Source organism: Aquabacterium sp. TM01 (assembly GCF_057808345.1).
Window position 1 is genome coordinate 1,420,451 of record NZ_AP046529.1, and the last position, 22,134, is coordinate 1,442,584.

Here is a 22,134-nt window from a genome sequence, read left to right on the forward strand (position 1 = left end):
TGTCCAGCGGGCCGTTTGTCCATCCTGGCTTTCTTTTCTGACTTTCTGCTGGCCCGATGTCATGAGCGGCGATTTCACTTTCTACTGGCACGACTACGAAACCTTCGGCAAGGTGCCGCGGCGCGACCGCCCCTCGCAGTTCGCCGGCGTGCGCACCGATGTGGACCTCAACGAGATCGGCGAGCCGCTGATGCAGTACTGCGCGCCCGCGCCGGATTACCTGCCCGAACCCGAAGCCTGCCTGCTCACCGGCATCCTGCCGCAGACCTGCCTGGAACAGGGCGTGCCTGAGCACGCGTTTGCCAGCGCCATTGAGCAGGAACTGGCCCAGCCGAACACCGTCGGCGTGGGCTACAACACCATCCGCTTTGACGACGAGGTCACGCGCCACCTGTTCTGGCGCAACCTGATCGACCCTTATGCCCGCGAATGGCAGAACGGCTGCGATCGCTGGGACCTGCTGGACGTGGTGCGCACCACCTGGGCCTTGCGCCCCGAAGGCATCCAGTGGCCCAAGCATGACGACGGCCGCCCTTCCTTCAAGCTGGAGCACCTCACCCAAGCCAACGGCCTGAGCCACGAGGCTGCCCACGATGCCCTGTCGGACGTGCGCGCCACCATCGCGCTGGCACGCTTGCTCAAACAGGCCCAGCCCCGCCTGTGGGACTTCTGCCTGAAGCTGCGCCAGAAAAGCGCCGTGCTGGCCGAAGCCGGGCTGGACCAGCCCCGCGCGAACTGGAAACCTTTTCTGCACATCTCGGGCATGTTCAGCCACGAGCGCGGTTGCATGGCCCTGGTCTGGCCGCTGGCACAGCACCCCAGCAACAAGAACGAGATCCTGGTGTGGGACCTCGCGCACGATCCCCGCGAGCTGTTCGGCCTCAGCGCCGACGAGCTGCGCCTGCGCCTGTTCACCAAAACCGCCGACCTGCCCGAAGGCGTGACGCGCCTGCCGCTCAAGAGTGTGCACATCAACAAGTCGCCCATGGTGGTCGGCAACCTGAAAATCCTCAGCCCGGCCTTGTGCCAGAAGTGGGGCATCGACCTGGTCAAGGCCATGTCGCACGCCGAAGTCGCCGCGGCCCACAGCCCCAGCATGGACGGCATCTGGGCCGAGGTCTTCACCCGCCCCGAGCGCTCGCTCGACACCGATGTCGACGAAGACCTCTACGGTGGCTTCGTCGGCAACGAAGACCGGCGCGTGCTGGAGCGCCTGCGCACCCTCTCGGGCGCGCAACTGGCCGACAAGCACCCAGCCTTTGCCGACGAGCGGCTGGAAGAGCTGTTCTTCCGCTACCGCGCCCGCAACTTCCCCGACACGCTCAACGATGCCGATCTGGGCCGCTGGCAGGCCTTGCGGGTGGCGCGTCTGCACGAAGGGCAGGGCGGTGGCCTGTCGCTGCAAGCCTTCTTTGAGCGCATCGATGCGCTGGGCGAAACCCTGTCTGATGAGGACGAGCGTGGCCAGGACATCCTGGGCGCGCTGTACGACTATGCCGAACAGATCGCGCCCTGAAAGCCGCCCCTCGGTGACGCCGCTGGTGCCGCATCACCACAGCACGCCGCCGCACCTGCGTTTTCTCACTGGCTATCCCGCCCACCTGTTGGACCAGGTGCAGCGCTTGGTCGACCAGGGCAAGCTGGCCGACGTGCTGCGCCAGCGCTACCCGGAGCGTCACGACGTGCGCACCGACAAGGCGCTGTACGACTTCGTGATGGACTACAAGCAGCGCTGCCTGCGCAGCAGCGAGCCGCTCAGCAAAATCGCATTCGATGGCAAGATCCAGGTGGTTGCGCACGCGCTGGGCACCCACACCATGGTGTCACGCGTGCAGGGCGGCAAGCTCAAGGCCAAACGCGAAATCCGCGTCGCCAGCCTGTTCAAGGACACGCCCCCCGAGTTCCTGCGCATGATCGTCGTGCACGAACTGGCGCACCTCAAGGAGCGCGAACACAACAAGGCGTTCTACAGCCTGTGCACCCACATGGAGCCGCACTACCACCAGTACGAGTTCGATCTGCGCCTGTATCTGGTCGCGCAGGAGCTGAAGCTGTGGGCCGAGCCAACGTCGCCTCACGCCGAGTGAGGCCTGCTGCTCGCCCATCAGGGGAGCCCTCGATCAGTTGAACAGCCGCTCGATGAACGAGCGCAGCGTGTCCTGTCCCTCACCCTCGCCCTCAGGCTCAGAGGCGCCGGGGACCGGCGGTGTCGGGATCAGGCTGCGGTCGATCGGCGTCTCGGCCACCCCGAGTTCGGCCAGGAAGCCACCTTCGGCCCATTCGCTGTAACGCCAGCCTGTGGGCAGGCTCACCACGCCTTCCGGCGGGCTCAGGGTGCGCACCGGCTCGCCGCGCAAGGCCGTGCCCATGAACTGGATCCAGGCCGGCAGGGCCAGCGAGCCGCCGGAGGCTTGCGAGCCCAGGCTGCGCGGCGTGTCATAGCCAAACCAGACGACCGCCACCAGATTGGGCTGGAAACCCGCGAACCAGGCATCGACCACATCGTTCGTGGTCCCCGTCTTGCCGTACAGGTCGGGGCGGCGAAGCTGCGCCTGGGCCTTGGCGGCGGTCCCACTGCGCGCCACCTCGTTGAGCAGGGTGGACGTCACAAAGGCATTGCGAGCGGGGACCACGCGCTGGGATTCGTCGGCGGGTGTCAGCTTGGCTTCGAACACCACCTTGCCCTGCCCATCCTGAATGCGCTGAATCAGCACCGGGTTGACCGTCAGCCCCCCATTGGCGATGACCGCATACGCGCTGGCCATCTGCATCACCGTGGTCGATCCGGAACCCAGCGCCAGGGTCAGGTTGGCAGGCTGCTTGTCCACATCAAAGCCGAAGTGCCCGGTCCACTGGCGTGCGGCCTCCGGCCCCATCAATTGCACCAGACGGATGCTGACCAGGTTTTTGGACCTGGCCAGGGCCGTGTGCAGGGGAATGGGGCCGTCGGCGCTGCCGTCCGCGTTGCTCGGGCTCCAGTCGCCCACATTGCTCAACGGGGCATCATTGATCAAGGTCTCTGGCATCACGCCGTTTTCGAGGGCGGCCGAGTACAGGAAGGGCTTGTAGGTCGAGCCGGGTTGGCGCCAGCCCTGGGTCACGTGGTTGAACTGATTACGATGGAACTCGAAACCGCCTACCAGGGCGCGGATCTGGCCATCGTGCGGGTCCATGGCCACGAGGGCCCCCTCGGCCTGCGGCCACTGCGTGATCACCCAGTCCTGGCCTTGTTGCAGCAGGCGCACCACGGCACCCCGCGTCACACGCTGAGCGGGCCGAGCTTTGGCATTCAGGCCCGGCAGAACCTGGCGCAGGCCCTTGCCTTGCACCACCACCACATCACCGGAAGCCAGCACCACCGTCACCTGCTTGCTGCTGGCCTGCGTGACCAAACCCACGCGCAGCGTCTCGTCATCGCTGTAGTCGGCCAGCAACTGGGCCACCGCCGGATCCTGGTCGCTCAGGTCGCCGGGCAACTCCTCCTGGGCTTCCGGGCCACGCCAGGTCAGGCGCAATTCACGGTCGATCAGCGTCTTGCGCACCGCCTTCCACGCGGCTTGCTGGTCAGCGGCCCGCAGCGTGGTCACCACCTTCATGCCGCTGGTGTAGGCCGACTCGCCGTACTGGGCATAGACCTGGGCGCGTGCCATCTCGGCCACGTACTCGCCGTGCACGTCCATCTCGCCGGGGTTGCGCACGTCCAGCTTTTCGGCCTTGGCCGCCGCGTACACGATGTCGTCGATCACCCCTTCGGCCCGCATGCGCGAGAGCACCACCAGTTGGCGCTCCTTGGCGCGCTTGGGGCTCTTGATCGGGTTGGCATAGGCCGGGTTCTGCGGCAGGCCCGCCAGCACGGCGCACTCGGCCACCGAGAGCTGCTGGATGGGTTTGCCGAAGTAGGTGCGTGCCGCCTCGGCAAAGCCATAGGTGCGCGCGCCCAGGTAGATCTGGTTCATATAGAGCTCCAGGATCTGGTCCTTGCTCAACTGCTGCTCGATGCGCAGGGACAGCAAGGCCTCCTTGAGCTTGCGCGACAGCGTGCGCTCGCGCGTCAGGAAGAAGGTGCGCGCCACCTGCTGGGTGATGGTGGAGGCGCCTTGCGTGCGGCCCCCGGTGGCGTTGGCGACGATGGCCCGCAGCACACCGATCACGTCGATGCCCGGGTGCTCGTAAAAGCGCGAGTCTTCCACGGCCAGCAGGCTGTCGCGCATCAGCTTGGGAAACTGCTCAATGCGCAGGTACTGACGCTTCTCTTGCCCAAAGCCCCCAATCTCGACCCCGTCGGCGGTGTACACGCGCAAGGGTTGCTTGGGCTGATAGTTGGCCAGACCACTGGTGTCGGGCAACTGCGGCAAGAGCACCAGCACCGTGGCGCCCAGGGCGAGCCCGCCCGCCAGGATCAACGCAAGCAGGGCCCACAGGGCACGGCGCAGCCAGCGGGTGGCACCACCGCTCTGGGTCGCGGAATCGGACATACAGCAAGGCCGGCACCCGAAGGTGCCATCAAGTCAGCAAGCGGGCATTATGGCCGCATGCCCGAGCGCCTTTGCAAGGAGATGTGAGTTGGAGCCCCCCCCCCGCTGGCTCAATGCCAGGTCTCCGCCAGCAGACGACCGTAGTGCACGCCTGAGCGGCCGAGCACGGCCTCGAAGGCCGCTGCCGGGGCCACGTTGGGTTGCTTCAACAGGTCGACCGCCTCGCTGCTCCAGGGGCTGGCCGACACCAGATCGCCCAGGAGGGCGCTGAGCGAGGTCAGCGCATCCGGCAGCCTCAGCACCTTGGCAGGGCGGTGTCCCAGTTGCTGACGCAGGCTGGCGATGAAATCGCCCAACTGTACCGGCTGGGGCCCTACGCACGCCAGCGGGCCCGGAGGCTGCGGATGGGCGCTCAGCAGGTTCACCACCGCGTCGGCGAGGTCGGTCACGGCCACGGGCTGCACCTGGGCGTCGATCACCGGGCCGGGCAGCAGCGCCACCGGCAGGCGGGCCAGGTTGACGAACAGCGCAGTGCTGGCGCCCCCTTTGCCGAACACGATGCTGGGCCGCAGGATGGTGGCCGAGAGACGGCCGGCACTCACCAGGGCCTGCAGGTGCTGTTCGGCGGCCAGCTTGGTTTGCGCATACTGCGTGGCGCTGTGCTCGATGCCTAGCGCCGAGATCTGGATGACCCGGGGCACGCCCGTCTGGACACAGGCATCGAACAAGGCGTTTGGTGTGTCGGTGTGCACCGCCGTGATCGGACGCTGGGCGGTGCTGCGCAGGATGCCGACGGCGTTGATCACCGCATCCATGTCACGCACGCGCGGCAGCCAATCGGCCACGTGCACGTCGTGGGTGTAGTCCACGGCGATGCGGTCAGGCTCCCCCGGTCGCATCGACGACACGCCACCGATGACCTCGTGACCCGCGCGCAGCAGGGCGCGCTGCAGGTGACTCCCAATAAAGCCACGGGCACCACACAGCAAGATTCTCATGGTCTTCTCCCAATGCCGGCCTGACCATCACCGGCGTGCATGGACATGATCCGAGTGTGCCTCGCAGATGCCGCTGCCACATATTTGACGTGGATGTGACTCGCTTTTGAGTCCGATCAGGGCGTAAAAAAGCCCGCCGAGTTTCCCCGGCGGGCTTGTGTGTCAGCTCAGCGCTGCGTCAGGGACGCAAGGCTCAGGCCTTCACGGTCTTGGCGGTGTCCACGTACTCTTGAATCTGGTTGAAGTTCAGGTACTTGTAGATCTTGTCCGCGTCCTTCGTGACCACACCGACTTCAGCCATGTACTCGGCCGGGGTCGGCAGCTTGCCCAGCTTGGAGGCGACGGCGGTCAGCTCGGCCGAGCCCAGGAACACGTTGGTGTTCTTGCCCAGACGGTTCGGGAAGTTACGGGTCGACGTGGAGATACAGGTCGAGCCTTCCTTGATCTGAGCCTGGTTACCCATGCACAGCGAGCAGCCGGGCATTTCGGTACGGGCGCCAGCGGTGCCGAAGGTGTTGTAGATGCCTTCCTTGGTCAGCTCGGCAGCGTCCATCTTGGTGGGCGGAGCCACCCACAGACGCACCGGGATGTCCTTCTTGCCTTCCAGCAACTTGCCGGCCGCGCGGAAGTGACCGATGTTGGTCATGCACGAACCGATGAAGGCTTCGTCGATCTTGGTGCCAGCGACTTCGGACAGGAACTTGGCGTCGTCCGGGTCGTTCGGGCAGCAGACGATCGGCTCCTTGATGTCGGCCAGGTCGATCTCGATGACGGCAGCGTACTCGGCATCCTTGTCGGCTTCCAGCAGGTTGGGGTTGGCCAACCAGGCTTCCATCGACTTGATGCGGCGCTCCAGGGTGCGGGCATCGGCGTAACCGTCGGCGATCATGTTCTTCATCAGAACGATGTTCGAGTTCATGTACTCGATGACCGGTTCCTTGTTCAGCTTGATGGTGCAACCTGCAGCCGAACGCTCAGCGGAAGCGTCAGACAGTTCGAACGCTTGCTCGACCTTCAGGTCAGGCAGGCCTTCGATTTCCAGCACGCGACCCGAGAAGATGTTCTTCTTGCCGGCCTTGGCAACGGTCAGCAGACCGGCCTTGATGGCGTACAGGGGGATGGCATGCACCAGGTCACGCAGGGTGACGCCAGGCTGCATCTGGCCCTTGAAGCGCACCAGCACCGACTCAGGCATGTCCAGAGGCATCACGCCGGTGGCAGCACCGAAGGCGACCAAGCCCGAACCAGCGGGGAAGGAAATGCCGATCGGGAAGCGGGTGTGCGAGTCGCCACCGGTGCCGACGGTGTCGGGCAACAGCAGGCGGTTCAGCCACGAGTGGATCACGCCGTCGCCCGGACGCAGGGCCACGCCGCCGCGGTTCGAGATGAAGGCGGGCAGCTCGCGGTGCATCTTCACGTCCACGGGCTTCGGATAAGCCGCGGTGTGGCAGAAGGACTGCATCACCAGGTCAGCCGAGAAGCCCAGGCAAGCCAGGTCCTTCAGCTCGTCGCGGGTCATCGGGCCGGTGGTGTCTTGCGAACCCACGGTGGTCATCTTGGGCTCGCAGTAGGTGCCAGGACGCACGCCCTTGCCTTCAGGCAGACCGCAGGCGCGGCCGACCATCTTCTGGGCCAGGGTGAAGCCCTTGCCGCTGTCGACGGGCGACTGGGGCAGGCGGAATGCGGTGGAGGCGGGCTGACCCAGGAACTCACGAGCCTTGGCGGTCAGCGAGCGGCCGATGATCAGGTTGATACGGCCACCAGCCTGGACTTCGTCCAGCAGCACTTGCGACTTCAGCTCGAAGTTGGCGGCGACAGCGCCGTTCTTTTCGATCTTGCCTTCGTACGGGTAGATGTCGATGACATCGCCCATTTCGAAGTTGGTCACGTCCACTTCAATGGGCAGCGAGCCGGAGTCTTCTTGCGTGTTGAAGAAGATGGGGGCGATCTTGCCACCCAGGGTCACGCCGCCGAAGCGCTTGTTGGGCACGAAGGGGATGTCTTCGCCGGTGGCCCAGATCACGCTGTTGGTGGCCGACTTGCGGGAAGAACCGGTGCCGACCACGTCGCCAACGTAGGCAACCAGGTTGCCCTTCTTCTTCAGGTCTTCGATGAACTGCATCGGGCCGCGCTTGCCGTCTTCTTCGGGCTTGAAGGCCGCGTCAGGACGGGTGTTCTTGAGCATCGCCAGATAGTGCATCGGGATGTCAGGGCGGCTCCAGGCGTCCGGAGCGGGCGACAGGTCGTCGGTGTTGGTTTCGCCAGGCACCTTGAACACGGTCACGGTGATCTTCTTGGCAACCGGAGGACGGCTGGTGAACCACTCGGCGTCGGCCCAGGACTGGATGACGTTCTTGGCGTTGGCGTTGCCGCCCTTGGCCAGCTCTGCCACGTCGTGGAAGAAGTCGAACATCAGCAGGGTTTTCTTGAGCGCGTCAGCGGCGATGGTGCCGACTTCAGCGTCGCCCAGCAGGTCGATCAGGGGCTTGACGTTGTAGCCGCCGACCATGGTGCCGAGCAGCTCGGTGGCCTTGGCGCGAGAGATCAGACCGACCTTGAGTTCGCCATCGGCCACAGCCGTCAGGAAAGAGGCCTTGACCTTGGCTGCATCGTCCACGCCCGGGGGGACGCGGTGGGTCAGCAGGTCCAGCAGGAACGCGTCTTCGCCAGCGGGCGGGTTCTTGATCAGCTCGATCAGTTCAGCGGTTTGCTGGGCCGACAGGGCCAGAGGAGGGATACCGAGGGCGGCGCGCTCGGCAACGTGTTCGCGATAGGCTTGCAACATGGTATTCACCTGGTGTTGAGGGGCAAGAAGTTCGAACGCGGATCCGGCAGTACGGATCCTCCAAAAAGAATCACCGCCGTGGGGCAGAAAACGCGTCGCTCGCGTGGAAAGGTCATTTCCGTGCAGCCTGCTATTTTCGCCCACCACAGCGGTGAATGTCACGAATTCGACGTGAATTCACGCAATTTCACGTGGCGCATCGTTAGAAAAACCCCATCAGTTGCTGGCAGGGCCAAACAGCGAGGGGCGTGGGGAGTTGCGCAGGTCGGCTTCGGCGGCGCGTTGCACGTCGTGCACACAGCCATCCACCAGTCGGCGACCGGCTTTCGGGTCCATCACCATGGACTTGGTGAGGATCTGGATCAGCAGCGCATTGCCCTTGACGTCTTCCAGGCGCACGGCACCGGTGCTCGACACCACCGGCTTCATGACCCAGGCCTGGCGGTCCAGTTTCAGGTCGAAGTAGCCGGCGTGACGCTCGCTGCGGTCCACCGAGACGGACTTGCCGAACTCGCAGGCGTAGCGGCCAGTGAGCACGCGGTCGGCCGCCTGCAACTGTTCGGCGCTGGCTTCAGGCGGGGGCGTGAAGTTGTTGGCCAAGGTCTGCTTGCTGGCCGACGTGACCCGGGCGTGAGCCAGTTGGGGCGCCAGGACACTGGCAGCCATGCCCAGAACCATGCCGGCCGTCAGAGCCAGGGTGCGGGTGCGTTGGTGGCGGGAGGTGAGTGTGCTCATGGTGTGTGGGGTGGCTGGCGTGGAACAAAAGCTGATTTTGCCGCCGATCCGGTGTTCGTGCGCGTGAGCGGGGCAAGCAAATGTACGCCGCTCACGCACGAGGTGGGAGGGGGTTTGCCTCAGAAGGTGTCACCCGGCACCCGCACCCAGCCTTCCATGAGGATGCGGGCGCTGCGGCTCATGATGGCTTTCGTCACCGTCCACTGGCCGTTCACTTGTTGGGCTTGGGCGCCCACGCGCAGCGTGCCCGAGGGGTGGCCGAAGCGTACGGCCTCCCGCGCGCCGCCGCCAGCCGCCTGGTTGACCAGGGTGCCGGGGATGGCAGCAGCGGTGCCGATGGCGACCGCGCAGGTGCCCATCATGGCGTGGTGCAGCTTGCCCATCGAGAGGGCGCGCACCAGCAGGTCCACGTCTGACGCCTCAATGGTCTTGCCGCTGGATGCCTTGTAAGCGGTGGGCGGCGCAACGAAGGCGATCTTGGGCGTGTGCTGGCGGGTGGCGGCTTCTTCAGGCGTCTTGATCAGGCCCATGCGCAGCGCGCCGGCCACACGGATGGCCTCGAAACGCTTGAGCGCTTCGGTGTCGCTGTTGATGTGCTCGCGCAGTTCGGTGCCGGTGTAGCCGATGTCGGTGGCGTTGACGAACACAGTCGGGATGCCCGCCGTGATCATCGTGGCCTTGAGCGTGCCAATGCCGGGGACCTCCAGGTCATCGACCAGGTTGCCCGTGGGGAACATCGAGCCACCTTCGTCGCCATCGTCGGACGGGTCCATGAACTCCAGCACGATCTCCGCAGCCGGGAAGGTCACTCCGTCGAGCTCGAAATCACCGGTTTCCTGCACCTGGCCGTTGGTCACGGGCACGTGGGCGATGATGGTCTTCTGGATGTTGGCCTGCCAGACGCGAACCACACACACGCCGTTTTGCGGGATGCGGGCTGGGTCAACCAGACCCGCGTGGATGGCGAAGGCGCCGGCTGCCGTGGACAGGTTGCCGCAGTTGCCCGACCAGTCCACGAAGGGCTTGTCGATCGAGACCTGACCGTAGAGGTAGTCCACATCGTGATCGGGCACGCTGGACTTGGACAGGATCACGCACTTGCTGGTGCTCGACGTGGCGCCACCCATGCCGTCGATGTGGGCGGCATAGGGGTCGGGGCTGCCGATGACGCGCATGAACAGCTTGTCACGGGCCGCGCCCGGCACCTGGCAAGCCTCGGGCAGGTCCTGCAGGCGGAAGAACACGCCCTTGCTGGTGCCGCCACGGATGTAGGTGGCGGGGATCTTGATTTGTGGTGCGAAGGCCATGATCAAGCTGCCTTGTTAGCGGCGAGGAAGTCTTGCGCAAAGCGCTGCAGCACACCACCAGCCTGGTACACCGACACCTCTTCCGCCGTGTCCAGGCGGCAGGTCATCGGCACCTTCACCACTTCGCCACTCTTGCGGGTGATGACCAGGTTCAGGTCAGCGCGGGGCTTCAGATCGCCTTCCACGTCATAGGTCTCGGTGCCGTCCAGATTCAGCGTCAGGCGGTTGGTGCCCGGCTTGAACTCCAACGGCATCACGCCCATGCCGATCAGGTTGGTGCGGTGGATGCGCTCGAAGCCTTCGGCCGCAATCGCTTCCACACCCGCCAGGCGCACACCCTTGGCGGCCCAGTCACGCGAGGAACCTTGGCCGTAGTCGGCGCCGGCCACGATGATCAGCGGCTGCTTGCGCTCTTGATAGGCCTCCATGGCCTCCCACATGCGCACGACCTTGCCTTCGGGCTCGATGCGGGCCAGCGAACCGGCCTTCACCTTGCCTTCGGCGTCACGCACCATCTCGTTCTTCAGCGTGGGGTTTGCGAAGGTGGCGCGCATGGCGGTCAGGTGGTCGCCACGGTGGGTGGCGTAGGAGTTGAAGTCTTCCTCCGGCAGACCCATCTTGTGCAGGTACTCACCAGCCGCCGAGTTCATCAAGATCGCGTTCGAGGGCGACAGGTGGTCGGTGGTGATGTTGTCCGGCAGGATGGCCAGCGGGCGCATGCCCTTGAGCGTGCGCGGGTTGGCGGCCAGGGCGCCCACACCCTCTGTGTCCCAGTAAGGCGGGCGACGGATGTAGGTGGACTGCGGACGCCAGTCGTATTGCGGGCTGACCTTCTCGCCCTTGTCGGCCTGGATGGCGAACATGGGCTCGTACACGGCGCGGAACATCTCGGGCTTGACGCTGGCCTTGACGATGGCATCGATCTCTTCGTCCGAAGGCCAGATGTCCTTCAGGCGGATTTCCTTGCCATCGACCACGGCGAGCACATCGTTTTCGATGTCAAAGCGCACGGTGCCGGCAATGGCGTAGGCCACGACCAGCGGGGGCGAGGCCAGGAAGGCCTGCTTGGCATAGGGGTGGATGCGGCCGTCAAAGTTGCGGTTGCCTGAGAGCACGGCGGTCGCGTACAGGTCGCGGTCAATGATCTCTTGCTGGATCTTGGGGTCCAGCGCGCCCGACATGCCGTTGCAGGTGGTGCAGGCAAACGCCACGATGCCGAAGCCCAGCTTCTCCAGGTCGCCCAGCAGATTGGCTTCCTTCAGGTACAGCTCCACGGCCTTCGAGCCAGGGGCGAGCGAGGACTTCACCCAGGGCTTGCGGGTTAGGCCCAGCTTGTTGGCGTTGCGTGCCAGCAGCGCGGCGGCAATCACGTTGCGGGGGTTGGACGTGTTGGTGCACGAGGTGATGGCAGCGATGATCACGGCGCCATCGGGCATAGTGCCTTCTTGTGCCGAAGGCATGGCCCACTTGCCAGCGATGCCCTTAGCGGCCAGATCGGCCGTGGCCAGGCGGGCGTGCGGGTTCGAGGGGCCGGCCATGTTGCGCACGACGCTCGACAGATCGAACGTCAGGTCGCGCTCGTACACGGCATTCTTGAGCGAGTCCGACCACAGGCCGGCTTGCTTCGCATAGGTCTCGACCAGCTTGACTTGTTCGGCGTCGCGGCCTGTCAGCGTCAGGTAGTCCAGGGTCTGGTTGTCGATGCTGAACATGGCGGCGGTGGCGCCGTATTCAGGGGCCATGTTAGAGATGGTGGCGCGGTCACCGATGGTCAGTTTCGCGGCACCTTCGCCGTAGAACTCCAGGTAGGCGCCCACGACCTTGGACTTGCGCAGGAACTCGGTCAGGGCCAGCACCACGTCGGTGGCGGTGATGCCGGGTTGGCGTTGGCCGGTCAGCTTCACGCCCACGATCTCGGGCAGGCGCATCCACGAGGCGCGGCCCAGCATCACGTTCTCGGCTTCCAGTCCGCCCACGCCGATGGCGATCACGCCCAGCGCGTCCACGTGCGGGGTGTGCGAGTCGGTGCCCACGCAGGTGTCGGGGTAGGCCAGACCGTGGTCGTTGTGGATGACCGGGGACATCTTCTCCAGATTGATTTGGTGCATGATGCCGTTGCCCGCCGGGATCACGTCCACGTTGGCGAAGGCCTTCTTCGTCCACTCGATGAAGTGGAAGCGGTCTTCGTTGCGACGCTCTTCGATGTCGCGGTTCTTTTGGAACGCATCGGGGTCAAAGCCCCCGCACTCCACGGCCAGCGAGTGGTCCACGATCAACTGCACGGGCACCACCGGGTTCACCTTGGCGGGGTCGCCGCCTTCCTTGGCGATGGCGTCACGCAGGCCGGCCAGGTCCACCAGGGCGGTTTGGCCCAGGATGTCGTGGCAGGCCACGCGGGTCGGGAACCAGGGGAAGTCGAGGTCACGCTTGCGTTCGATGATCTGCTTGAGGCAGTCGGTGATGATGGCCGGATCGGCCTTGCGCACGATGTTCTCGGCGTGCACGCGCGAGGTGTAGGGCAGGGTGGCCCAGGCGCCCGGCTTGATGGCTTCCACGGCGGCTTCGGTGTCGAAGTAGTCCAGCGTGGTGCCGGGCAGGTTCTTGCGGTATTGGGTGTTCATGGCGGGCAGCGGTGAGGTGTGGGGCGGCGGCGCGGGGGCAGCGAGGTTGACAAGGTCAAAAGGCGCCACACGTGTTGTTCATGTGGCGCCCTGGTCCTGGCTGGTCAGAATTACTTGCGCTTTTTCAGCGGCACGAACTTCTGATCTTCTGGGCCGGTGTAGTTGGCCGACGGACGGATGATCTTGCCGTCAATGCGTTGCTCGATCACGTGGGCCGACCAGCCGCTGGTGCGGGCGATCACGAACAGCGGGGTGAACATCGCGGTGGGCACGCCCATCATGTGATAGCTCACGGCTGAGAACCAGTCCAGGTTCGGGAACATCTTCTTGATTTCCCACATCACCGATTCCAGACGCTCGGCGATGTCGTACATCTTCATGTTGTCCTGTTCCTTGGACAGGTCTTCCGCCACCTTCTTGATGACCACGTTGCGCGGGTCGCTCACGGTGTAGACGGGGTGACCGAAGCCGATCACGACTTCCTTTTTCTCGACGCGGGCGCGGATGTCGGCCTCGGCCTCGTTCGGGTTATCGTAGCGCTTCTGGATCTCAAAAGCCACTTCGTTGGCGCCGCCGTGCTTGGGGCCACGCAGCGCGCCGATGCCGCCGGTGATGGCCGAGTACATGTCCGAGCCCGTGCCGGCCACCACACGCGAGGTGAAGGTCGAGGCGTTGAACTCGTGCTCGGCGTACAGGATCAGCGAGGTGTGCATCGCGCGCACCCAGCTGTCGCGGGGCTTCTCGCCGTGCAGCAGGTGCAGGAAGTGGCCGCCGATGGAGTCGTCATCGGTTTCGACTTCGATGCGCTTGCCGTTGTGGCTGTAGTGGTACCAGTACAGCAGCATCGAGCCCAGCGAGGCCATCAGCTTGTCGGCGATGTCGCGGGCGCCGGGGTGGTTGTGGTCGTCCTTCTCGGGCGAGAGGCAACCCAGCACCGACACGCCAGTGCGCATCACGTCCATCGGGTGCGCCGACGGGGGCAGTTGCTCCAGGGCGGTCTTCAGGCCGGCGGGCAGGCCGCGCAGGGCTTTCAGCTTGGCCTTGTAGCCAGCCAGTTCGGCCACGGTGGGCAGCTTGCCATGCACCAGCAGGTGGGCGATCTCTTCGAATTCGCAGGTGGTGGCGACGTCCAGGATGTCGTAGCCGCGGTAGGCCAGGTCATTGCCGGTGCGGCCCACAGTACACAGGGCGGTGTTGCCAGCGGCCGTGCCGGACAGGGCGACGGACTTCTTGGGCTTGAAACCGGGTGTGGTGGTCTCGGGGGTAGCGCTCATGGGATGTGTCTCCAGATGACGTGTGGCAGCGGGGGATTTACTTCTTGGCGGCAAACAGCGCGTCGAGCTTTTGCTCGAAGGCGTGGTAGCCGATGCGGTCGTACAGCTCTTCGCGAGTCTGCATCAGGTCGACGACGGCCTTTTGATGGCCGTCACGGCGGATGGCCGTGTACACGGCTTCAGCGGCCTTGTTCATGGCGCGGAAGGCGCTCAGCGGGTACAGCACCATGCCGACGCCGGTGGGGCGCAGTTCGTCCACGCTGAACAGCGGTGTCTTGCCGAACTCGGTGATGTTGGCCAGCACGGGCACGTTCACGGCCTTGCAGAACTTCTCGTAGGTGGGCAGGTCGTAGGCGGCTTCGGCAAAGATGCCGTCGGCACCGGCTTCCACGCACTGGATCGCGCGCTCGATGGCGGCATCCACACCGTGCACCTGGATGGCGTCGGTACGGGCGATCAGGAAGAAGTCCGGGTCGGTCTTGGCATCGGCGGCGGCCTTGACGCGGTCCACCATTTCTTCGGTGGTCACGATTTCCTTGCCGGGGCGGTGTCCGCAGCGCTTGGCGCCCACCTGGTCTTCGATGTGGCAAGCGGCAGCGCCGGCCTTGATCAGGCTCTTGACGGTGCGCTCGATGTTGAAGGCGGAGGGGCCAAAGCCCGTGTCGATGTCGACCAGCAAGGGCGTGTCGCACACGTCGGTGATGCGACGCACGTCGATCAGCACGTCGTCCATCGTGTTGATGCCCAGGTCAGGCAGGCCCAGCGAGCCAGCGGCCACGCCGCCACCAGACAGGTAGATGGCGCGGTAACCCGCGCGCTTGGCCAGCAGGGCATGGTTGGCGTTGATGGCGCCAATGATCTGCAGCGGCGATTCGTCCTTGAGGGCCTGGCGAAAGCGTGCGCCGGGGGAGGTGAGTGCCATGTGGGGTCTCCAGTGGAACGTGTCAGCGGGAATGCTGGTCTAGAACGCAACGTGCGTGCCAGCCTGGGTACTGCGTGTTCATGATGCCAAAGAAGCTTTGTAAGTCATTGATTTACGGTGGGGCAGGCTGGTTTTCACCCTTGCACAGCGTGAGCGGCCTGTGCTGGCGTTTCGATATTGAAATGATGTTTCATTCAACTGTGAAACGCATGCACAATGCCAGGCATGCTGACCGACCCCTTGCCCCGCGCCAATCCGACTCAGTCTCCGCCACGCATTGTGGCCGTCGGTTTTCGCCGCATCAACAAAATGTTGCAGGCCCTTGCCCCTGAATTCGCCGACCGTGCGGCCGTCGAAGTGCTGGACGTGGGCTTTGAAGAGGCCGTGGCCCGTGTGCGCGCCCTGCAGGCCCAGCGGCCGGTGGACGTGGTGGTGGCTGCCGGCTCCAACGGCGGCTACCTGCGCCAACATCTGGACCTGCCCGTGGTGGTGGTCAAAGTGGGGGGCTTGGACCTGATGCAGGCGCTGGCGCGAGCCAAGCGCCAGTCTGCGCACATCGGCCTGGTCACCTATGTGGGCGTGGCCCCTGACATCCACCAGTTCGATGACCTCTTCGGACTCGGGGTGCACCAGCTCAGCTACCGCACCGAAGATGAAGCCCAGGAAGCCGTGCGCGAACTCCAGCAGGCCGGCGTGGAGGTGATCGTAGGCTCAGGGGTGGCCGCCGACATGGCCGACCAGATTGGCCTCACCGGCATTTTTTTGTATTCGATGGACGCCGTGCGCGAAGCCCTCGAAGACGCCGTCGAGATCGCGCGTGCCTCGCGCATCGAGCTGACCAAGCGCGAGCGCCTCAACACCATCCTGGCCCAACTCAGCGATGGCGTGATCGCGGTCGACGCCCAGGAGCGCATCCAGACCCTCAACCCGACGATGGCCCAGTGGCTGGGCATCGATCCCGCGCAGTGGCTGGGCCTCAAGCTCAGCGAGGTCTGCCCCGAACTCAGTCTGCAGGCCACCTTGCGTCTGGGCACCCAGGAGCTGGAAAAAATCGAGCGGGTCAAAGGCAAGGCCCTGATCGTCAATCGCATCCCCATCGTCGAGCAAGGCGTGCTGACCGGCGCCGTGCTCAGTGGCCAGGACCCCATCTCCATCCAACGGGTCGACCGCCACATTCGCACCCGCATCAAGCCCAACACCGTTCCGGCCCGCTACGAGCTGCAGCAACTCCTGGGTCACAGCGTCGCCTTGCAACGCGTGCAGCGCATGGCCCTCAGTTGCGCGCGCAGCCAAGCCACCGTTCTCATCCTGGGCGAAAGCGGTACCGGCAAAGAGCTGGTGGCCCAGGGCATCCACACGGCCAGCGAACGCCGCGAGCTGCCCTTCGTGGCCGTCAACTGCGCGGCGGTGTCCGAAACTTTGCTGGAGAGCGAGCTGTTCGGCTACGAGGAAGGCGCCTTCACCGGCGCGCGCCGCGGCGGCAAGATCGGCCTGTTCGAGGCGGCTCACAAAGGCACCATCTTCCTCGACGAGGTCGGCGAGATGCCGCTGTCCCTGCAATCGCGGCTCTTGCGCGTGCTGCAAGAGCGTGAGGTGCTGCGCGTTGGCGCCACCGAGCCCACCCCCGTCAACGTCCGCGTGATCGCCGCCACGCACCGCAACCTGCTGCGCCATGTCGAAGAGGGCAGTTTCCGGCAAGACCTGTTCTACCGCCTCAACATCCTGCGCATCGACATGCCCCCTTTGCGCGACCGCCTGGACGACCTGCCCGAGCTCGTGCGCGCCCTGCACCGCAAGGTTTGCACCCGGCTGGACCTCGACCCGGCGCGCACCGAGGCCATCGTCGCCGCGCTGATCGTGCAGGCACCGTCGTACCACTGGCCCGGCAACGTGCGCGAACTTGAAAACCTCGTCGAACGCCTGGTGGCCTACGCCGATCCGCACGTCGACCCATCCGCCGACAGCGACGCCAACGTCTCGCCCGAGGCCGCCCGCACGTTTGTGCGTACCGTGGCGCCCGAGCTGTTCACCATCGGCACGGACAAGCCCCCCTCTGATGCAGCCGAGGTTCCGTCCTCGCTCAAGGCCCATCAGACCCAGCGTGAACGTGCCGAGATCCAGCGGGTGCTGGATGAATGCGGGGGTGACCGTACCTTGGCCAGCCAGCGCCTGGGCATCAGCCGCACCACCTTGTGGCGCAAGCTCAACCCAGCATGATTCGGGCGTCGCTGTCACAATTGCCGCACCCCCCGTCTCTGACCGCCTCTGCTCTGCCCGTCGCCGTTTCATGTCCCCCACTTCTGCCATGCGCGTCCTCTCCCTGATCCCCCCGATGACGCAGCTCAACACGCCGTACCCCTCTACGGCGTACCTGACGGGCTTCCTGCGCTCGCGCGGCGTCGATGCGGTGCAAGAAGACCTCGCCTTGGCGCTCGTGCTGAAGCTGCTCTCCCGCGAAGGGTTGGAGGCCGTCCAGGCGCAGGCGTTGAAGACGCCCGAAGCCCAGCGCACCGCCCCGGTCAACCACTTTCTCGGCCACAGCGACACCTACCTCAGCACCATCGACGCCACCATCGCCTTTCTGCAAGGGCGCGATGCCACGCTGGGTCACCGCATCTGCACGCGCCACTACCTGCCCGAAGGACCGCGCTTCCGCTCGCTCGACGCCTACGCCGACGATGGCAGCGGCGATCCGCTGGCCTGGGCCTTTGGCGCGCTGGGCATGGCCGACCGCGCCAAGCACCTCGCCACGCTCTACCTCAACGACCTGGCCGACGTGCTGCGCGACGCCGTTGATGGCCGTTTCGAGTTCGTGCGCTACGCCGAGTCCCTGGCTCAAAGCCAGCCCACCTTCGACCCCTTGGCGCAGGCGCTCACCGCCCCACTCAACCTCGTCGACACGACGCTGCGCGAGCTGACCCTGCAGGCCATCACCCGTCATCAGCCCGATCTCGTGTTGATCTCCGTGCCCTTTCCCGGCGCGGTGTACGCGGCCTTCCGCATGGCGCAAGCGATCAAGCAAACGCACCCTCACATCCGGCTTGCGCTGGGCGGGGGCTTCGTCAACACCGAACTGCGCGAACTCACTGAGCCGCGGGTCTTTGACTACTTCGACTTCGTCACCCTCGACGCCGGCGAGCGCCCCTTGCTGGCCCTGCTCGAACACCTCGAAGGCAAACGCTCCGTCCAGCGCTTCGTGCGCACCTTCGTGCGTGAGGCCGAAACCGGCCAGGTCCGTTACCTGAACTGGGCCGAGCCCGACGTGCCCTTCGGCGAAGTCGGCACCCCCACCTGGGATGGCCTGCCGCTCGATCGCTACCTGTCCCTGCTGGACATGCTCAACCCCATGAACCGGCTGTGGTCAGACGGGCGCTGGAACAAGCTCACCGTGGCGCACGGCTGCTACTGGAAGAAGTGCAGCTTCTGCGACGTCAGCCTCGACTACATCTCTCGCTACGAAGCCGCGAGCGCCGAGGTGCTGGTTGACCGCATCGAAGCCATCGTGCGTGAAACCGGCCAGACCGGCTTCCACTTTGTCGACGAAGCCGCGCCGCCCAAGGTTCTCAAAGCCCTCGCGCAAGAGCTGATCCGCCGTAAGGTGGCCATCTCCTGGTGGGGCAACGTCCGCTTTGAAAAATCCTTCACCCCCGAGCTGTGCCTGCTGCTGGCCGACAGCGGCTGCATCGCCATCTCCGGTGGCCTGGAAGTCGCCTCCGACCGCCTGCTCAAGCTGATGAAAAAAGGCGTCTCGGTCGATCAGGTTGCCCGTGTCACCCGCGCCTTCACCGATGCCGGCATCCTCGTGCACGCCTACCTCATGTACGGCTTCCCCACGCAAACCGTGCAGGACACCGTCGACGCGCTCGAATACGTGCGCCAGCTCTTTGCCGAAGGCTGCATCCAGTCGGGCTTCTTCCACCGCTTTGCCTGCACCGTCCATTCGCCCGTGGGGCAAGACCCGCAGGCCTACGGCGTCGAACTGGTCCCCTTGCCACCGGTCAGCTTCGCCAAGAACGACATCGGCTTCATCGACCCTACCGGCGTGAATCACGACGTGCTCGGTCAAGCCCTCAAGAAGGCCATCTACAACTACATGCACGGTATCGGCCTGGACGAAGACGTGCGCGCCTGGTTCAAGTCCAAGGTGCCGCGTCCCACCGTGTCGCGCCGTTTCATCGAGCGTGCACTGGCCGAGGTCTGAGCATCGACGCTGGGTCACCCTCAGGTGGCGGCAGTGGTCCTGCTCAGCAGGCGTAGGACTCAAAAAAGCGGCTGTCGGCCTCGGCCTGCACCGTCAATTCGTGGCCCTGCCACACCCACTCCTGCCCAGCCTGAAACCGCAGACTCAGCGTGACCGACCCGCTCACATGGCAAGGCAAGGGCAGGGCGCGCCACACCTGCGCCCCGTGCCGCACCTCGCCTCCTGACAGGGCGCCCATCGCATCCCCCAGATCGCCACCCAGACCGCACTCCGAGGCATCCCCATTGGGTGCGCTCATCACGACACTCAAACGCAGCGTCAGGGGTGACAGGTGGCCCCAGACGCTGCCTTGGCTGGACTCCGTCGCACCCGGGCCATCGACCCGATCACGACGCACGCAGGCCGCTGCAAACACCACGCACACCGTGCCGCCCTCCGCAGCATCGCTCGCCTCCCAGCGCACGGCCCGCACCTCCGAGCCCTCCAGCACCAAGGTGTCCACCGGCCTCAGGCCTCGTCAGCAAAGAAGGCTGCTTCCGTGTCGGCCGGCAGTGGCTGCCCGGTCAACCAGGCACGCTCCAGCACATGCCAGTAATGACGGTAGCTGGCGCGGTCATGCAGCACTCCATGGTACGAGGTGGGTGCCCAATGTGCCGCCTGTGCGGCCATCAAAATCTCCACCGCGTCGTCCACCTCGGCCGACACCGGCGCAAACGCCTCGATGATCACCGGGATCTGATCGGGGTGAATGCTCCACATGCGGGTGTAACCCAGCTCCCGGCAGGCCCGCTCTGCCGCCTTGCCTAGCGCGCGCTTGTCCTTGAACTCGGTCACCACGCAATGCGAGGGCGTGACGCGCGCCGCATGGCAGGCCGCGGCAATCTTCAGCTTGGCCTGCATCACCAGCGGATGGCTGAACTGCCCCGTCACACTCATGCCCGAGGCCGGAATCGCCCCCCGGTGCTCGGATACAAAATCCATCAGCCCGAACGACAGCGACTCCAGGCCGGGCAGGGCCGCGATCTCGTCCACCTGCTGCACCGCCTTGAGCGTCTCGATCAGGCCATGCACGGGCACGACCCGCTCCACGCCATGCCGCACCCGGGCTGTCTTGATCGTGTCGATGGCGCGCTGTGCATCGGCCACATCCCCCAATTTGGGCACCATGATGTAGGCCAACCGATGGCCAGCCGCCTGAATCAAGGTGTCCACATCGTCCTCGAAACGACGGTGACGCGGGTCATGTACGCGCACGCCCACGCGGTTGCACGCGTTTTGCGGGCTGTCGATCAACTCGGCCACCAGCAGCGCCTGTTCGTGCTCGCCACCCACCGGCGCGCCATCCTCCAGGTCCAGCGTCACGTCGAACACGGCGCGGCCATTGCCCTCTTCGGCCATCTCGGCCTGCAACATCAGGCTCTTGCGCATGCGCGCTTCCACGCCGGAGTAATGGTCGCAAACGGGCAGGGTCGGGGGCAGGGGCTCGCTGCCGAACAGCGCCTGACGAGGGTGAATGGTGCTCAGGGTGGACATGGTGTGTTCCTTGCGGGCGCCGTGTTGTCCCGGATCAGGACGCACGGCACAAAAAAAGCTGGCCGACCCGAAGGCCGCCAGCTTTGATTGTGATCTACCTTGCCCCATCCGACGCGAGCCGGATGACCAAGGTCTCACACAGGGGGATTACAGCAGGTGCTTGACGCCGTCTTGCTCGCCTTGCAGTTCGGCCAGGGTCTTGTTGATGCACTCTTGCGAGAAGGCATCGATTGCCAGACCTTCGACGATCTTGTACTCGCCGTCAGGCGTGGTGGTGACGGGGAATCCGAACACGATGCCGGCAGGAATGCCGTACTCGCCATTCGAAGGCACGCCCATGGTGACCCATTCGCCGTTCGAGCCCAGGGCCCAGTCGCGCATGTGGTCGATGGCGGCGTTGGCAGCCGAAGCGGCCGACGACAGGCCGCGAGCGGCGATGATGGCAGCGCCACGCTTGCCGACGGTGGGCAGGAACACGTTGGCGTTCCAGTCCTGGTCGTTGATGGTTTCCTTGACCGACTTGCCGTTCACGGTGGCGAAGCGGTAGTCAGCGTACATCGTGGGCGAGTGGTTGCCCCACACTGTCAGCTTGCGGATGTCGCCGACCTTGAAGCCAGCCTTGGCAGCCAGTTGCGAAGCAGCGCGGTTGTGGTCCAGACGCAGCATGGCGGTGAAGTTCTTGGCCGGCAGATCCGGAGCCGACTTCATGGCGATGTAAGCGTTGGTGTTGGCGGGGTTGCCGACGACCAGCACCTTGACGTTGCGCGAAGCGACAGCGTTCAGGGCCTTGCCTTGAGCGGTGAAGATCTGGGCGTTGGCCGCCAGCAGGTCAGCGCGCTCCATGCCAGGGCCGCGAGGACGTGCGCCAACCAGCAAAGCGTAGTCGGTGTCCTTGAAAGCGGTCATCGGATCGGAGTGAGCTTCGATACCGGCCAGCAGCGGGAAAGCGCAGTCTTCCAGCTCCATGATCACGCCCTTCAGCGCGTTCTGGGCCTTTTCGTCGGGGATTTCCAGCAATTGCAGGATCACCGGCTGGTCCTTGCCCAGCATTTCGCCAGAGGCGATGCGGAACAGAAGGGCGTAACCAATTTGACCAGCGGCGCCGGTGACGGCGACGCGAACGGGTGCTTTGCTCATATGCAACTCCGAAAAAGTGAGGGCGGATTAATGGAAAACCCACAAGTGTAGCGTCGCGCAGCCGTCTATGCACAGATCACCGCGCTTCGCCTATGGTCTGATATCTTATATAAGATGTCTTTTATCTACTTGTGGACTTTGGCTGG

Annotated in this window: 15 protein-coding genes; 4 read left to right on the forward strand and 11 right to left on the reverse strand. The window is 65.0% G+C overall.

The window, feature by feature from the left end; genetic code table 11:
• Positions 1-61: 61 nt before the first annotated feature.
• Both sbcB and AC3WW4_RS06585 read left to right on the forward strand, forming a co-directional pair.
• Positions 62-1,516, forward strand: coding sequence for an exodeoxyribonuclease I (gene sbcB, locus AC3WW4_RS06580; protein ID WP_488827573.1), 1,455 nt, complete (start codon positions 62-64; stop codon positions 1,514-1,516).
• Positions 1,494-2,087 carry a M48 metallopeptidase family protein gene (locus AC3WW4_RS06585; protein WP_488827574.1) on the forward strand — a complete coding sequence of 198 codons (594 nt, stop codon included), beginning with the start codon at positions 1,494-1,496 and terminating at the stop codon, positions 2,085-2,087. The genes sbcB and AC3WW4_RS06585 overlap by 23 nt, the downstream gene beginning before the upstream one ends.
• Positions 2,088-2,120: 33 nt before the next feature.
• Here AC3WW4_RS06585 and AC3WW4_RS06590 read toward each other — a convergent pair whose 3' ends face one another.
• The 8 genes from AC3WW4_RS06590 to prpB form a co-directional block, all read right to left on the reverse strand.
• The gene (locus AC3WW4_RS06590; protein WP_488827575.1) at positions 2,121-4,475 is read right to left on the reverse strand and encodes a penicillin-binding protein 1A; all 2,355 of its coding nucleotides are present in this window, start codon (positions 4,473-4,475) and stop codon (positions 2,121-2,123) included.
• A gap of 110 nt (positions 4,476-4,585) precedes the next feature.
• A complete protein-coding gene (locus tag AC3WW4_RS06595; RefSeq protein ID WP_488827576.1) occupies positions 4,586-5,473 on the reverse strand; it encodes an NAD-dependent epimerase/dehydratase family protein in 888 nt (295 codons plus the stop codon).
• Positions 5,474-5,666: 193 nt separating this feature from the next.
• Entirely contained in the window at positions 5,667-8,258 is a 2,592-nt protein-coding gene (acnB, locus tag AC3WW4_RS06600) for a bifunctional aconitate hydratase 2/2-methylisocitrate dehydratase (protein WP_488827577.1), read from the reverse strand.
• A gap of 216 nt (positions 8,259-8,474) precedes the next feature.
• Complete coding sequence (locus AC3WW4_RS06605; protein WP_488827578.1) at positions 8,475-8,993, reverse strand: hypothetical protein; 519 nt, start codon at positions 8,991-8,993, stop codon at positions 8,475-8,477.
• A 119-nt stretch (positions 8,994-9,112) separates the two neighbouring features.
• Positions 9,113-10,300 carry a 2-methylaconitate cis-trans isomerase PrpF gene (prpF, locus tag AC3WW4_RS06610; protein ID WP_488827579.1) on the reverse strand — a complete coding sequence of 396 codons (1,188 nt, stop codon included), beginning with the start codon at positions 10,298-10,300 and terminating at the stop codon, positions 9,113-9,115.
• 2 nt (positions 10,301-10,302) lie between these two features.
• On the reverse strand, positions 10,303-12,921 hold the full coding sequence (gene acnD, locus AC3WW4_RS06615; protein WP_488827580.1) for a Fe/S-dependent 2-methylisocitrate dehydratase AcnD: 2,619 nt from the start codon (positions 12,919-12,921) through the stop codon (positions 10,303-10,305).
• 110 nt (positions 12,922-13,031) lie between these two features.
• The gene (gene prpC / locus AC3WW4_RS06620; protein WP_488827581.1) at positions 13,032-14,195 is read right to left on the reverse strand and encodes a bifunctional 2-methylcitrate synthase/citrate synthase; all 1,164 of its coding nucleotides are present in this window, start codon (positions 14,193-14,195) and stop codon (positions 13,032-13,034) included.
• Positions 14,196-14,232: 37 nt separating this feature from the next.
• The gene (gene prpB / locus AC3WW4_RS06625; protein ID WP_488827582.1) at positions 14,233-15,117 is read right to left on the reverse strand and encodes a methylisocitrate lyase; all 885 of its coding nucleotides are present in this window, start codon (positions 15,115-15,117) and stop codon (positions 14,233-14,235) included.
• Positions 15,118-15,342: 225 nt separating this feature from the next.
• Between prpB and prpR the strand changes: the two genes are divergently transcribed.
• Together prpR and AC3WW4_RS06635 are read left to right on the forward strand one after the other, a co-directional pair.
• On the forward strand, positions 15,343-17,334 hold the full coding sequence (prpR, locus tag AC3WW4_RS06630) for a propionate catabolism operon regulatory protein PrpR (RefSeq protein WP_488827583.1): 1,992 nt from the start codon (positions 15,343-15,345) through the stop codon (positions 17,332-17,334).
• A 70-nt stretch (positions 17,335-17,404) separates the two neighbouring features.
• Complete coding sequence (locus tag AC3WW4_RS06635; RefSeq protein WP_488827584.1) at positions 17,405-19,318, forward strand: B12-binding domain-containing radical SAM protein; 1,914 nt, start codon at positions 17,405-17,407, stop codon at positions 19,316-19,318.
• Between the two features lie 43 nt (positions 19,319-19,361).
• Here AC3WW4_RS06635 and AC3WW4_RS06640 read toward each other — a convergent pair whose 3' ends face one another.
• From AC3WW4_RS06640 to AC3WW4_RS06650, 3 genes are all read right to left on the reverse strand, one after another.
• Positions 19,362-19,820 carry a hypothetical protein gene (locus AC3WW4_RS06640; protein WP_488827585.1) on the reverse strand — a complete coding sequence of 153 codons (459 nt, stop codon included), beginning with the start codon at positions 19,818-19,820 and terminating at the stop codon, positions 19,362-19,364.
• Between the two features lie 5 nt (positions 19,821-19,825).
• Positions 19,826-20,851, reverse strand: a complete 1,026-nt coding sequence (locus tag AC3WW4_RS06645; protein WP_488827587.1) for an HpcH/HpaI aldolase/citrate lyase family protein — start codon at positions 20,849-20,851, stop codon at positions 19,826-19,828.
• A 147-nt stretch (positions 20,852-20,998) separates the two neighbouring features.
• Entirely contained in the window at positions 20,999-21,988 is a 990-nt protein-coding gene (locus tag AC3WW4_RS06650) for a malate dehydrogenase (protein WP_488827588.1), read from the reverse strand.
• Positions 21,989-22,134: the final 146 nt, after the last annotated feature.

Bases quoted from the DNA above. Each gene is read 5' to 3' on its own strand.
- prpF (WP_488827579.1), bottom strand. From the start codon at position 10,300: ATGGCCTTCGCACCACAAATCAAGATCCCCGCCACCTACATCCGTGGC.
- acnD (WP_488827580.1), bottom strand. From the start codon at position 12,921: ATGAACACCCAATACCGCAAGAACCTGCCCGGCACCACGCTGGACTAC.
- AC3WW4_RS06605 (WP_488827578.1), bottom strand. From the start codon at position 8,993: ATGAGCACACTCACCTCCCGCCACCAACGCACCCGCACCCTGGCTCTG.
- AC3WW4_RS06595 (WP_488827576.1), bottom strand. From the start codon at position 5,473: ATGAGAATCTTGCTGTGTGGTGCCCGTGGCTTTATTGGGAGTCACCTG.
- prpB (WP_488827582.1), bottom strand. From the start codon at position 15,117: ATGGCACTCACCTCCCCCGGCGCACGCTTTCGCCAGGCCCTCAAGGAC.
- AC3WW4_RS06635 (WP_488827584.1), top strand. From the start codon at position 17,405: ATGTCCCCCACTTCTGCCATGCGCGTCCTCTCCCTGATCCCCCCGATG.
- AC3WW4_RS06585 (WP_488827574.1), top strand. From the start codon at position 1,494: ATGCCGAACAGATCGCGCCCTGAAAGCCGCCCCTCGGTGACGCCGCTG.
- AC3WW4_RS06650 (WP_488827588.1), bottom strand. From the start codon at position 21,988: ATGAGCAAAGCACCCGTTCGCGTCGCCGTCACCGGCGCCGCTGGTCAA.
- prpR (WP_488827583.1), top strand. From the start codon at position 15,343: ATGCTGACCGACCCCTTGCCCCGCGCCAATCCGACTCAGTCTCCGCCA.
- AC3WW4_RS06590 (WP_488827575.1), bottom strand. From the start codon at position 4,475: ATGTCCGATTCCGCGACCCAGAGCGGTGGTGCCACCCGCTGGCTGCGC.
- acnB (WP_488827577.1), bottom strand. From the start codon at position 8,258: ATGTTGCAAGCCTATCGCGAACACGTTGCCGAGCGCGCCGCCCTCGGT.
- sbcB (WP_488827573.1), top strand. From the start codon at position 62: ATGAGCGGCGATTTCACTTTCTACTGGCACGACTACGAAACCTTCGGC.
- AC3WW4_RS06645 (WP_488827587.1), bottom strand. From the start codon at position 20,851: ATGTCCACCCTGAGCACCATTCACCCTCGTCAGGCGCTGTTCGGCAGC.
- prpC (WP_488827581.1), bottom strand. From the start codon at position 14,195: ATGAGCGCTACCCCCGAGACCACCACACCCGGTTTCAAGCCCAAGAAG.